This is a genomic window from Nonomuraea sp. NPDC003214, from assembly GCF_053590035.1.
Genome location: NZ_JBSFSX010000009.1, coordinates 332,071 through 343,633 on the forward strand (window position 1 = coordinate 332,071; position 11,563 = coordinate 343,633).

Annotated in this window: 10 protein-coding genes; 5 read left to right on the forward strand and 5 right to left on the reverse strand. The window is 74.2% G+C overall.

The window, feature by feature from the left end:
• The first annotated feature begins 2 nt into the window (after nt 1-2).
• From ACWDXC_RS29455 to ACWDXC_RS29470, 4 genes are read left to right on the forward strand one after another with little or no spacing between them, the layout of a single operon-like run.
• The gene (locus tag ACWDXC_RS29455; protein ID WP_449987002.1) at nt 3-1,043 is read left to right on the forward strand and encodes an STM4014 family protein; all 1,041 of its coding nucleotides are present in this window, start codon (nt 3-5) and stop codon (nt 1,041-1,043) included.
• On the forward strand, nt 1,036-1,821 hold the full coding sequence (locus ACWDXC_RS29460; RefSeq protein ID WP_449987004.1) for an STM4013/SEN3800 family hydrolase: 786 nt from the start codon (nt 1,036-1,038) through the stop codon (nt 1,819-1,821). The genes ACWDXC_RS29455 and ACWDXC_RS29460 overlap by 8 nt, the downstream gene beginning before the upstream one ends.
• Nucleotides 1,808-3,073 (forward strand): STM4012 family radical SAM protein, encoded by a 1,266-nt coding sequence (locus tag ACWDXC_RS29465; protein WP_449987006.1) that lies wholly within the window; start codon nt 1,808-1,810, stop codon nt 3,071-3,073. The genes ACWDXC_RS29460 and ACWDXC_RS29465 overlap by 14 nt, the downstream gene beginning before the upstream one ends.
• A complete protein-coding gene (locus ACWDXC_RS29470; protein WP_449987008.1) occupies nt 3,067-3,918 on the forward strand; it encodes an STM4011 family radical SAM protein in 852 nt (283 codons plus the stop codon). The genes ACWDXC_RS29465 and ACWDXC_RS29470 overlap by 7 nt, the downstream gene beginning before the upstream one ends.
• Here the strand turns inward: ACWDXC_RS29470 and ACWDXC_RS29475 are convergent.
• The 5 genes from ACWDXC_RS29475 to ACWDXC_RS29495 form a co-directional block, all read right to left on the reverse strand.
• On the reverse strand, nt 3,894-5,120 hold the full coding sequence (locus tag ACWDXC_RS29475; protein ID WP_449987010.1) for a DUF6745 domain-containing protein: 1,227 nt from the start codon (nt 5,118-5,120) through the stop codon (nt 3,894-3,896). The genes ACWDXC_RS29470 and ACWDXC_RS29475 overlap by 25 nt on opposite strands.
• Before the next feature lie 5 nt (nt 5,121-5,125).
• Nucleotides 5,126-5,422: a hypothetical protein gene (locus ACWDXC_RS29480; protein ID WP_449987012.1), complete on the reverse strand. Its 297-nt coding sequence runs from the start codon at nt 5,420-5,422 to the stop codon at nt 5,126-5,128.
• 121 nt (nt 5,423-5,543) lie between these two features.
• Nucleotides 5,544-6,920, reverse strand: coding sequence for an alpha-lytic protease prodomain-containing protein (locus ACWDXC_RS29485; protein WP_449987014.1), 1,377 nt, complete (start codon nt 6,918-6,920; stop codon nt 5,544-5,546).
• Between the two features lie 88 nt (nt 6,921-7,008).
• The gene (locus tag ACWDXC_RS29490; RefSeq protein ID WP_449987016.1) at nt 7,009-8,025 is read right to left on the reverse strand and encodes an aminotransferase class V-fold PLP-dependent enzyme; all 1,017 of its coding nucleotides are present in this window, start codon (nt 8,023-8,025) and stop codon (nt 7,009-7,011) included.
• 76 nt (nt 8,026-8,101) lie between these two features.
• Complete coding sequence (locus ACWDXC_RS29495; RefSeq protein ID WP_449987018.1) at nt 8,102-10,918, reverse strand: hypothetical protein; 2,817 nt, start codon at nt 10,916-10,918, stop codon at nt 8,102-8,104.
• Between the two features lie 219 nt (nt 10,919-11,137).
• Here ACWDXC_RS29495 and ACWDXC_RS29500 point away from each other — a divergent pair, with 219 nt between their 5' ends.
• The gene (locus tag ACWDXC_RS29500) at nt 11,138-11,560 is read left to right on the forward strand and encodes a DUF4396 domain-containing protein (protein ID WP_246646831.1); all 423 of its coding nucleotides are present in this window, start codon (nt 11,138-11,140) and stop codon (nt 11,558-11,560) included.
• The last annotated feature ends 3 nt before the right edge of the window (nt 11,561-11,563 follow it).

The following is an 11,563-nucleotide window of genomic DNA, read 5'->3' on the forward strand; positions in this document are numbered from 1 at the left end:
GCGTGGAGTTCGCGGTCGTCGGGACTCCCGGCGACCGGCGGGTGACGATGTTCGGGGCCGCGGTGACCGCCCGCGGCCTGGCCGAGCCGTACGTGATCCCGTGGCGTGACGTGCTCGCCGGTCGGGAGCTGCGCGCGCCCGCGAAGGCGCTGCTGCGGATCGACTCGCCGGGCGAGGACGCCGAGGCCGACGCGCTGCTGCGCGGGCCCGGCGACCCGGCGCGGGTGGGCGGCGGCGCGGCCTGGTACGCGGCCTTCACCGCCGGGCTGGCGCGCGTCGCGGCCGTCCCCGGGGTCCGGCTGCTGGGCGACGTGGCGGAGATCGGCGTGCTGTTCGACAAGCGGCGCTGCCACGCGGTGCTGGAGGCGGCCGGGGTGCCGGTGCCGCCCGGCTTCACCGCCTCGTCGTACGAGGAACTGCGCGAACTCATGGCCGTACGCGGCTGGAAGAGGGTGTTCGTCAAGCCCGCCCACGGCTCGTCGTCGTCGGGCGTGATCGCGTTCCAGGCGCACGCCGGGCGGGTCAGGGCCGTCACGTCGGCCGCCCGGACCGGCGGCGCGTACCTGAACTCGCTGCGGGTGCGCACCTACGAGGACGAAGCGGACGTGCGGCGGCTCGTCGACTTCCTGGCCCCCGACGGGCTGCACGTCGAGCGGTGGTTTCCCAAGGCGTCAGTGCGCGGGCGCGCGTTCGACCTGCGGGTGGTCACCGTGGCGGGGGAGCCGACGCACGCGGTGGTGCGGTCCGGGCGCTGGCCGATGACCAACCTGCACCTCGGCGGCGAGCGCGGCGACCTGGAGCCGCTGCGGGCGCGCACCGCGCTGTGGGAGCGGGTGCTCGACACGTGCGCGCGGGCGGCGGCCTGCTTCCCCGGCACCCTCAGCACCGGGGTCGACCTGATGGTGGGCGCCGACTGGCGGACGGTCGCGGTGGCGGAGGTCAACGCGTTCGGCGACCTGCTGCCGGGGCTGGGCGACCTGGCGGGAAGCGGCCGCGACACCTACGCCGAGCAGGTCAGGGCGGTGCTCGATGGACATGCGTGAGATCGTCGGCAGCCACGACATCCTGCTGATCACGCTCGACACGCTGCGCTACGACGTGGCCGACGAGCTGGCCGGGGCCGGGAGGCTGCGCAACCTGCTGCCCGGCGGCGCCCGGTGGGAGCGGCGGCACAGCCCCGGCAGCTTCACCTACGCCTCGCACGCCGCCTTCTTCGCCGGGTTCCTGCCGACGCCCGTGACGCCGGGGCCGCATCCCCGGCTGTTCGCGGCCACGTTCCCGGGCAGCGAGACCACGGGCGACGGCACGTGGGTGTTCGACGCGCCCGACCTGCCCGCCGGGCTGGCGGCGGCCGGCTACCACACGGTGTGCGTCGGGGGCGTGGGCTTCTTCAACAAGCGGACGCCGCTCGGGTCGGCGCTGCCGGGGCTGTTCGCGGAGAGCCACTGGGAGCCGGAGTTCGGGGTGACGGACCCGCGGTCGCTGGAGCACCAGATCGACCGCGTGGGCGACATTCTGCGAAATATCAGGACCCGGGTTTTCCTGTTCCTCAACGTGTCCGCCCTCCACCAGCCCAACCACTTCTACCTGCCCGGCGCCACCGCCGACTCGCGCGACACCCACGCCGCCGCGCTCACGTACGTGGACCGCCACATCGGCAGGCTCTACGACCTCATGCCCCGCCCCACGCTGGTGATCGTCTGCTCCGACCACGGCACGGCGTACGGCGAGGACGGCCACGTCGGCCACCGGATCGGCCACGAAGTCGTGTGGACCGTCCCGTACACGCAGTTCATCCTGGAGCCTCATGCGCCCGTATGAGGGCTACGTCTACGCGTACCCGCACAAGACCGCCTACCGCCCCCTCGACCCCCGCCCCGCGCTGGCCGACGTGTGGGCCGACGAACGGCCCGGCGCCCTGTACGTGCACATCCCGTTCTGCGAGATGCGCTGCGGCTTCTGCAACCTGTTCACCCGGACCGGCGCCCCCGAGAACCTGGTCACCGCCTACCTCGACGCCCTCGAACGCCAGGCCGTCCAGACCGCCGGCGCCCTGGAGACCAGCGCGTTCACCACGGCCGCGTTCGGCGGCGGCACCCCCACCTACCTCAGCGCCCGCGAGCTGACCAGGCTCTTCGACCTGACCGAACGGGCCATGTCCGTCGACCTGGGCGCGATCCCGCTGTCCGTCGAGACCTCGCCCGCCACCGCCACCCCCGACCGCCTCGCCGTCCTCGCCGAACGCGGCGCCACCCGCGTCTCCATCGGCGTGCAGAGCTTCGTCGACGCCGAGGCCCGCGCCGCCGTCCGGCCGCAGAAACGCGCCGAGGTCGACGCGGCGCTCGACGCCATCCGCGCCAGCGCCGTCCCCGTCCTCAACCTCGACCTCATCTACGGCATCGACGGCCAGACCCCCGCCTCCTGGCTCCACTCCCTGGACACCGCCCTCACCTGGAAGCCCGAGGAGATCTACCTCTACCCGCTGTACGTCCGGCCGCTCACCGGGCTCGGCAAGCAGGGCCGAGCCTGGGACGACCAGCGGCTGGAGCTCTACCGCCTCGGCCGCGACCGGCTCGCCGACGCCGGCTACGAGCAGGTGTCGATGCGGATGTTCCGGCTGCCCGGCACCGCCAACGCCACCGAATACTGCTGCCAGACCGACGGCATGGTGGGCCTGGGCTGCGGCGCCCGCTCCTACACCGGCGACCTGCACTACTCCTTCGAGTACGCGGTCGGCGCCCGCCAGGTGCGCGCGATCATCGACGACTACGTGAGCCGCGACGACTTCGGCCACGCCAACGTCGGCTTCACGCTCACCCCCGGCGAACGCAGGCGGCGGCACCTCATCCAGTCGCTGCTGCAGGCCGGCGGCCTGGACCGCGCCCTCTACCGGGAGCGGTTCGGCGCCGACGCCCTCGACGACTTCCCGCTGGCGGAGTTCCGGCAGTGGCTCGTGATCGAGCCCGACGTGGTCAAACTGACGGCCGAGGGCCTGGCCTGGTCCGACGCGATCGGGCCCGCCCTGTTCTCGCCGCAGGTCAGAGCCCTCATGGACGGCTACGACGCATGCTGACCATCCTGTACCGAGGGCCGTTGGCGAGCTGCGACTACGACTGCGCCTACTGCCCCTTCGCCAAGCGGCGCGACACGCCCGAACAGTTGCGCGCCGACCGCGCCGCGCTCGAACGCTTCGCCGCCTGGGTGGCCCGGCAGGACTTCGACGTGGCCATCCTGTTCACGCCCTGGGGCGAAGGGCTGGTCAGGTCCTGGTACCGGAAGGCGCTCGTCGAGCTGTCATGGCTGCCGAACGTCCGCCGCGTCGCCATCCAGACCAACCTGAGCTGCCGCACCGGCTGGCTCGCCGACGCCTCCGACCGGGTCGCCCTCTGGGTCACCTACCACCCCACCCAGGTGCCCTACGACCGGTTCCTCGCCAAGCTCCGATCACTGACCGTGCGGCACAGCGTCGGCATCGTCGGCGACCCGGCGCACCTCGCCGACGCCCGGCGGCTGCGCGCCGACCTGCCGCCCGAGACGTACCTGTGGGTCAACGCCGAGGAAGGCCGCCTCTACACCGACGCAGAAGCCGCCGACTGGACCGCCCTCGACCCGCTCTTCCACCACAGCCGCTTCCCGCACCCCAGCCGCGGGCTGCCCTGCCGCACCGGCGACAGCGTCGTGTCGGTCAACGGCGACGGCGACGTGCGGCGCTGCCACTTCGTCGCCGAACCGCTCGGCAACCTCTACGACGGCAGCTACGCGCCCCAGCTGCGGCCGCGCGCCTGCCCGGCCGCCGCCTGCGACTGCCACATCGGCTACGTGCACCTGGAACCGCTCGGGCTCTACGAGGTGTTCGGCGACGGGGTGCTGGAACGCATCCCGGCAGCCTGGCCTCAGGTCTCGCGCTCCGGCCGGTAGCTCTCCTCGCTCACGCCGAACGTCCAGGCCACCCCCTCACGCGCCCGCCGCACCCACGGCGGCACCCGCAGGAAGTACGTACGCCGGGTGCCGTCGGGCTCGGGCGTGGAGTTGACCACCTCCACCATCGCGACCGGCTCGTCACCCGGCAGCTCGATCCGCCACAGGACGCCCGTCTCGTCCGAATGCTCCGGCCGCGCCCCCGACTCGACCAGATAGCGGTCGACGCCGAAGTGCTCCAGCATGACGCGGCGCAGCTCGGCGTTGGACTCCTCGCGGATGCGCGCCGGGGTCAGGTCCGTCATTGTGAACCCCGCGGGCACCGGCATGCCGTGCCAGGCATGCAGGGCGAACCCGTCGGACCACACCAGCGCCGGGCCGTCCGCCGCGTGCAGGCGTCCCAGCTCGTCGAGGTGCAGCTCGGCGGGGCGGGCGCTGACGATCGCCACCCGCTCGTACGGCCACCACCAGCTCGCGCACCGGGCGACCCGCTCCAGCCCCTCCAGCCCGCCGAGCCCCTCGAAGGCCGACAGCCAGGGGGCGTCATGCTGCCCGAGCACCGCATCGAGCGTCACCCGCCGCAACTCCTCCCCGACCCGCTGGCTGCCGTCCGCGGTGGCGGTGTCGCCTTCGGCGGTGACCTCGGTGGCGGTGGCGGCTTCGGCGATGGCGCGGCGGACGTCGGCGACCAGGCGGCTCACCTGCGGCCACAGCCTGCCGCCGGTCTCCTCCCACCGGGCCGCCCACCCCGCCGGGCCCAGCTCGGCCGAGAGCGCGGCCCTGACCCGCTCCCACAGCACGGTCCGCACCTCATGCCGCACCGACCGCCCCGCCACCACCCCGACCGGCAACCCCCCGAACACCACCGCCCCATCCGGAGCGGCCTCCCCTGCGAGAGCCCCCGGCCCGACGCGACCGTCCTCCTTCCCCGTCACGGCCCGAGGTGGCCCTTCGGGGGTTTCTGACGCGGTCCGGGCGGTTTCCTGGGGGTTCGGGGCGGCAGGACCGGGGCGGGTGGCGGGGTCGGCGGTCAGCCAGGCGGCGGCGCGGGCTCCGGCAAGCGGCGAGGTCACCACGATCACGTGGTCCGGCTCCGGCAGGCCCGCTTCCCTGTAGGCCTGCCGGACAGCCGCGTCGGCGTCGCCGCCCGGCCCGGTGGCGAAGGCCATGCGGTCCCACGCCACCCGTTCATCGGTGTGCACGGCCATCAGTCGGCCACCACCCGGAAGGAGCCCGGCACGTACTCGCGCTGGCGGACCACTCGGTACCAGCCCTTGGGCAGCGAGATCGTGTCATGCTCCTCGTGCACCAGGCGACCGCCCTCCGGCAGGTGCAGGAACCCGCCCGACAGCGTGCCGGGCCCCGGGATCGCGTGGCAGTGGCCCGTGGCCTCGCCGTGCGCCAGCACGAGCCGCCCGCGGGCGTCACGCGGCTCGGGCCGGACGGTGCGCGGCGCGTCCTCCTCGGACACCGGCACGATCAGGATGTCGCCCTGTCGGTACATCGACCAACCTCCATCGTCAGGGGGATGATCGGAAAGTACCGTCCGGCACCGACAAACCGGCGGGCCCAGACCGGAGGAGGGGGCTCCCCGGCCTGGGCCCGGTTTCGAACGGGTCAGGACATCAGACGCGCTGCCACAGAGCGGGCACCGCCGGGGGCTCCCAGCCTGCCTGCGCGGTGTGGCCCTGGAGGCACCGGTAGGTGGCGCCGCCGTACGTCACCGTGGCGCCGGCCGCGTAGGTGGTGCCGGCCGCCCAGGTGCCGCCGGGCGACTGCGTCGGCGTGTTGCTGCCGGTCGGGGTCGGGCTGTTGCCGCCCTGGGTGACCAGCGTGAGTCCGTACGCCTGCAGGATCTCGTTGACCGGCTGGAAGTACGTCGTGCCGCCCGAGCTGCAGTTGCCCGAGCCGCCCGAGGTCACACCCTGGGCCTGGTCGCCGGAGTAGAACGAGCCGCCGGAGTCGCCGGGCTCGGCGCAGACGCTCGTCCTGGTCACCTGCGAGACCGTGCCCTGCGGGTAGGTGACGCTGGTGTTGAGCTGGCTGACCTGACCGCAGTGGGTCTGGGTGGTCGAGCCGGAGCGGCAGATCGAGGCGCCCACCTGGGCGACCTGGGAGCCGCGGATGGGCTGGATGCCCCGGTTGTAGGCGTTCACGACGCCGGTCGGGGTCCACTGCGAGTTGACCTCGACCCAGGCGTAGTCGTTGCCCGGGAAGGAGGAGCCGCGGAAGACGCCCTGGTTGACGCGGTTGCTGCCGGTCGTGGTCGCGCCGGTGCTGCCGCAGTGGCCGGCGGTGACGAAGCCGCCCTGCGAGCCCGCCTTGCTCACCGAGAAGCCGACCGAGCAGCGGGAGCCGCTGCCGATGTAGTACGCGTCGCCGCCGCGTACGTCGTAGTAGGCCTGCGGCTGCTCGTTGGAGCGGACGACCCTGACGGCCGAGGCGTCGGCGCCGCTGGCCCGTACCCAGGCCTGCGCCTTGGCGGGCGTGGAGGACAGGACGACCACGTCGTTGTTCACGACGTCGACGTACCAGACCGGCGCGGTCTTCGGCGCCTTCGCGGCCGCCCGGTCGAGGGTGGCCTTGATCGCGTCGAGCTGCTGGAGGGAGCGGCCGACCACGCGGGCCTCGACACCGGTCTCCCGGATGGCGGCGACCTGCGCCTGGTCGGTGGTGGCGACGGTCATCGTGGCGGTGGGGCCGCTGAGCCAGACGCCGCCGTAGGCCGCGCCGAGCTTGGCGCGCAGGCCGGGCTCGACGGTCGCCGCGGCTGCCTCGTTGACGAGCCGGGTCTCGGCCTGCTGCTGGCTGATGCCGAGGTCGTCACTGAGCGCGTTGATCAGACCGGGCGGTGGTTCGTTGACAGAAGCCTGCGCCTGCGCCGCGGCGTAGGGGCTGAGGTCGTCCGCGGTGGCGCTGTGCGCGGTCCAGGCTACAGCGGGGACGACCACGAGGGTCAGTCCGAGCGCGAGGCCCGCTGTCAGGGTCTTTCTGGGGAGCATGTGACTCTCCTCGTATTACGGGGGGTGTCGCCACCGTACGAGGACGGATACGAGGAATGGTCGTCCCAAATGACCCCCTATCGCGGTGTTATGGGGCGCCCAGGGCGTCCAGCGCGCGGTCCACGTCCGCGGTCGTGGTGTAGGCGTGGAAGCTCGCGCGGACCTTTCCGGCCCGCACCGCCGCCCGAATGCCGGCCGCCTCCAGCCGTTCGCCAGGCGCGTCGACGGAGACGATCGCGCTGTCGGACGGTTCGAGGCCGAGTCCGGCGCGGAAGCGGTTGGCGAGCGCCACGTCGTGGTCGCGGACGCGCTCGACGCCGATCTCGTTGAGCAGTTCGAGCGCTGGCGCGGCCCCCACGTAGCAGAACCAGGCGGGCGACAGGTCGAAGGCCCGCGCGTCGCCCGCGAGCCGCAGCGGCGGGCCGTAGAAGGAGCCGCCCTCGTCGGCCCCGGCGTACCAGTTGGCGGCCAGCGGGCGCATGCGCTCGCGCAGGCGCGGCGACAGGTAGCCGAACGCCGCGCCGCGCGGCGCCATCAGCCACTTGTACGCGGCGCAGGCCAGCGCGTCGACGCCGTCGACGTCCACCGGGAGCCAGCCGCACGCCTGGGAGCCGTCGGCGATGACGAGCGCGTCGTGGTCGCGGGCGGCGGCGACGATGTCGGCCAGCGGCGCCACCTCGCCGGTCGCCGACTGCACCAGGCTGAACGCCACCGCGCCGGTCGAGGCGGTGATCGCGTCGGCCAGCCGGTCGGCGGGAACGGTCCTGACGCGGGCGGCCACCGCCCACGGGAACAGGTTGCTGGTGAACTCGATCTCCGGCACGACCACGTCGGCGCCCGGCGGGAGCGCGGTGGCCACGGCGGACATGATCTGCGAGACGGTCGAGCCGACGGACACGTCCTCCGCGGCGGCGCCGACCATCCGGGCGAACGCGGCGCGCGAGCGGCCCACGGAGGCGTCCCAGGGCTTCCAGTCGGAGCTGCCGTGCCGCCAGTCGGCCAGCACGGCCTGCAACTCCTCGAACGCCCGGCGGGGCGGCAGCCCGTACGAGGCGGTGTTGAGCCAGCCGGGCTCGGCGTCCCAGAGCGCGCTGTCAAGATCCATGCGCCCAGCCTAGGACGGCGCTTCCGGTACGCCTACCGTGCCGTTCGCCTACCGTGCCGTTCGTCCGATGCCGGGCTCAGCGGCTTGCGCCGCTCAACTGGTCGCGCAGGCGGCGGCACTCGCGGGCGAAGCGGCTGCGGCTGCGGCTCGTGGCCCAGGCCGTCACCGCGGGGATCTCGTCGCGCGCGCCCGCCCAGGCCGCCACGTCGACGGCGAGCGTCACCGCCTCGGTGTGGACGGCGGCCGGCCGCTCGCCCTCGGCCAGGAGGCCCGGCAGCATGGCCTTGACGATCTCCCACACCTGCGCGTGCGCGCCCTGCCTGGCCGCGTCGGCGAGCGCGCCGAACGCCGGGCGGACCTCGCGCCGGGTGCGCCGGACGAAGTGCGCGAGCTGCCGGCCGACCGCCTCGGCGGGCAGGTCGCCCCGGGCGGCCATCCGTAACAGCAACGGCGCCGCCTCGCCGTCGGGACGGGTCAGCGAACGCGCCAGGTTGATCGCGGTCGCCTCTCCGGCCGGCCCGCCCGCCTGCGCCAGGGCCGCGAGCGTCGCACCGGCGGCCCCTCTGCCGAACAGCCAGGGCAGCAGGTTGACGGCGACCACCTCGCGGTGCGACGGGAGGATCGCCGGCCACCAGCCGACGGTGTCGGCATGATCGCCCCAGCTCCACCTCCGGGGCTCGCGCAGCAGCTCGTCGATCAGCTCGTCGCCGGTCGGCCGGGCCCGCAGGACGGGCCGCACCCAGACGTCGTCGGTGTGTTCGGGCACGTGGTCGTCGTCGAACACGTGGTCCACGGCGCCCAGCCGGTAGCCCCACTCCAGCCCCGTCACCGGATCGGGCAGGCCGCCTCCGGCCAGCCAGGCGGCGGCCCGCGCCGCACCTCGCGACCCCACCCGCGCGGCCCGTTCGGCGGCCTCCGGCCAGGCGCCGCGCGGCAGCCGCAGCAGGGCCTGAGCCAGGTCGGCGGGCAGCGGCTCGACCCCCGCCGCCGCGCACGCCTCCAGCCGGTCGACCAGCACCGCGGGGTCGAGGTGCCCGGTGGCCAGGGTGGGCGTCGCCAGCAGCACCGGCGGCAGCGCGCCTTCGCGCAGCGCCGCGTAGAGCTCGGCGAGCCGGCGCAGCACGAACAGGTGGGGCGGCGCGGCCATCCCGGGCTCCGGCAGCCGGTCGTGGTGCCGCCTCACCGGGGCGGGCGCGCTGCCGTGGAGCCGGGAGGCGATCTCCCCCAGCAGTTGCGTGAAGAACCCCCCGAACACCGCTGCCGGCTGCTGCGCCTCTTCCGGCTCGGGCATGACGCGCATGGCGGTGAAGACCGACTCCCAGGGGTCAACCGGGCTCCCGACGGGCACGCCCGGATCGGAGCCCGGTGCGATCACCTCGTCGGCGAGAGCGCCGATCCACTGGCCGGGGCTGAGCCAGCACGGGCTCTCGTACAGGCCCGGATAGGAGTAACGGGTCGCGCGTGTCAGCGCCGCGCGCAGGGCGGCCCGGTCGCGCGCCGCCTGCTCGACGAAGGCGGCGAGCCAGCTCTCGGCCGTCTCCCAGCGCTGCACGGCCCAGCCGTCGGCGGCGAGCGTCGGCTCCGGGAACGGGCCGGGCGGGGCGAGCACGGGCAGCGGCAGCGGGGTGAACGGCTCGGCCGGGTCCTCGGGCGTCGCGTCGCCCCCGAACCGCTCGGCCACCTGACGGCCGAGGTCCGGGGGCAGCAGGGACACCGCCTCGGCCACGGCGGCGCCGCCCGTGCCGAACGCGGCGGCGTGCTTGAGCGCGAGCCGGGCCGCGCGCTCCTGCACCTGGTAGGACGGGTGCGCGAACGCGGTGGCCAGCGCCGGGGCCAGCTCGTCGGCCCTGGCCGCGGCGGCCGCTTTGTCGGCTCGCGAGGTCCGGGCCTTCTGGGACGTCCGGGACGCGGTGCGCCGCAGTTCGTCGTCCAGCCAGCTCAGGCCGGCGAGCGCCAGCTTGGCCTCCGCGCGGAAGGTCAGCGCGCCGATCGCCTCGGCGACGTCGGCGGCGTCGTGCGGGCCGGTGCGGCGGACCTGGGCCAGGGCCAGCTCCGCGACGGTGCCGGGAGCGGCGGGCAGCAGCCGCAGGTAGTCGCGCGAGCGGGCGGCGGACTCCTCGGGCGTGGGATCGACCAGCTTGTGCAGGCGTACGAAGAAGCGCAGGTCGAGGGCGTCACCGCCGCGCAGGAAGCGGCCCACGCAGCCGTCGAGGACCGCCTCGCGTGGAAGGGCGCCGGAGGCGAGCAGGGACAGCCAGGCGGTCGGCCGGGGGGTCAGCCGCTCGTCGCGCAGTGTGCGGCCGGCGCCCTGGGCGTCGAAGATCCGCGGAAGCAGCGCGGCGGCCAGCGGGTCGCCGGGCACGACGCCGGCGGCGAGCCAGGCGACCACCAGCGGGTCGTGCGCGGGAGGGTCGCCGCCGCAGCTCCGCAGCAGGGCGAGCACCAGGGGCACGGTGCGGTCGCCGGGCCTGCGGATCTTCCGCGCGAGCCGGGCGGCGACGTCGGCCCGCCAGGCGGCCGGGCGGGTGACCAGCACGCGGGCCAGGTCGGGCCAGCCGGTGTCGGGCGCCCAGCGGGGGTTGAACTCGCGCCGGGTCAGCCAGGCCACCGCGCCCGCCGGGCCTGGGATCGTGCCCGCGCCCACGAGTCGCAGCGCCGCCAGGTGGCTCTCCATCGCGTCGCTGACCAGCCAGCGGAGGTCCCATTCGTCGGCGTCGTCCCGATGGGGCCGGGCGAAGCCTTCGCGCAGCTCCTTGACGAACCCGGGCAGCCGGCCCGCCACGTCGGCCCGTTCGGTGTCGGTGAGCGCGATGAGGCGGTCGGCCAGAGCGCCGGTGTCGCGGCCGATGACGAGGGCGCGGACCGCCTCCCAGACGGCCTCCTGATGTGTCATGCGGCGGACATTAGAGATCGCTACCGACAATATTGTAGAACCCTAGGGGGGTATGTTACTGTCGCCGCCGAGATACGACTAAGGGGTACAAACAGCATGTCCGAGCACGGCGGCCACCACAACCACCACAACCATCACGATCACGCACAACATGGTCAGCACGGACATGATCAGCACGGGGAGCACGCTCACGGTGGGCCGGGGAAGGTCTCCTGGCGGATGGCGGCCTCGGCCACCCTGCACTGCCTCACCGGATGCGCCATCGGCGAGGTGCTCGGCCTGGTGATCGCCACCGCGCTCGGCTGGCACACCGTCCCGTCCATCGCGCTGGCCGTCGTGCTCGCCTTCTTCTTCGGCTACCTGCTGACCCTCATCCCGCTGCGCCGGGCCGGTCTCTCCTGGAAAGAGGCCATCAAGCTGGCCCTGGCCGCCGACACGGTGTCGATCCTCGTGATGGAGATCGTGGACAACGGCGTGATGGTCGCCATCCCGGGCGCTATGGACGCCGGGCTGGCCTCGGGCCTGTTCTGGGGCGCGCTGGCCGTGGCCCTGCTGGTGGCGTTCCTGGTGACCACGCCGATCAACAAGTGGATCATCGGCCGGGGCAAGGGCCACGCCGTGGTGCACGCCTTCCACCACTGAGAC

Coding starts and splice junctions, on each gene's coding strand:
- ACWDXC_RS29460 (WP_449987004.1), top strand. CDS start 1,036: ATGCGTGAGATCGTCGGCAGCCACGACATCCTGCTGATCACGCTCGAC.
- ACWDXC_RS29465 (WP_449987006.1), top strand. CDS start 1,808: ATGCGCCCGTATGAGGGCTACGTCTACGCGTACCCGCACAAGACCGCC.
- ACWDXC_RS29470 (WP_449987008.1), top strand. CDS start 3,067: ATGCTGACCATCCTGTACCGAGGGCCGTTGGCGAGCTGCGACTACGAC.
- ACWDXC_RS29480 (WP_449987012.1), bottom strand. CDS start 5,422: ATGTACCGACAGGGCGACATCCTGATCGTGCCGGTGTCCGAGGAGGAC.
- ACWDXC_RS29485 (WP_449987014.1), bottom strand. CDS start 6,920: ATGCTCCCCAGAAAGACCCTGACAGCGGGCCTCGCGCTCGGACTGACC.
- ACWDXC_RS29490 (WP_449987016.1), bottom strand. CDS start 8,025: ATGGATCTTGACAGCGCGCTCTGGGACGCCGAGCCCGGCTGGCTCAAC.
- ACWDXC_RS29495 (WP_449987018.1), bottom strand. CDS start 10,918: ATGACACATCAGGAGGCCGTCTGGGAGGCGGTCCGCGCCCTCGTCATC.
- ACWDXC_RS29500 (WP_246646831.1), top strand. CDS start 11,138: ATGGCGGCCTCGGCCACCCTGCACTGCCTCACCGGATGCGCCATCGGC.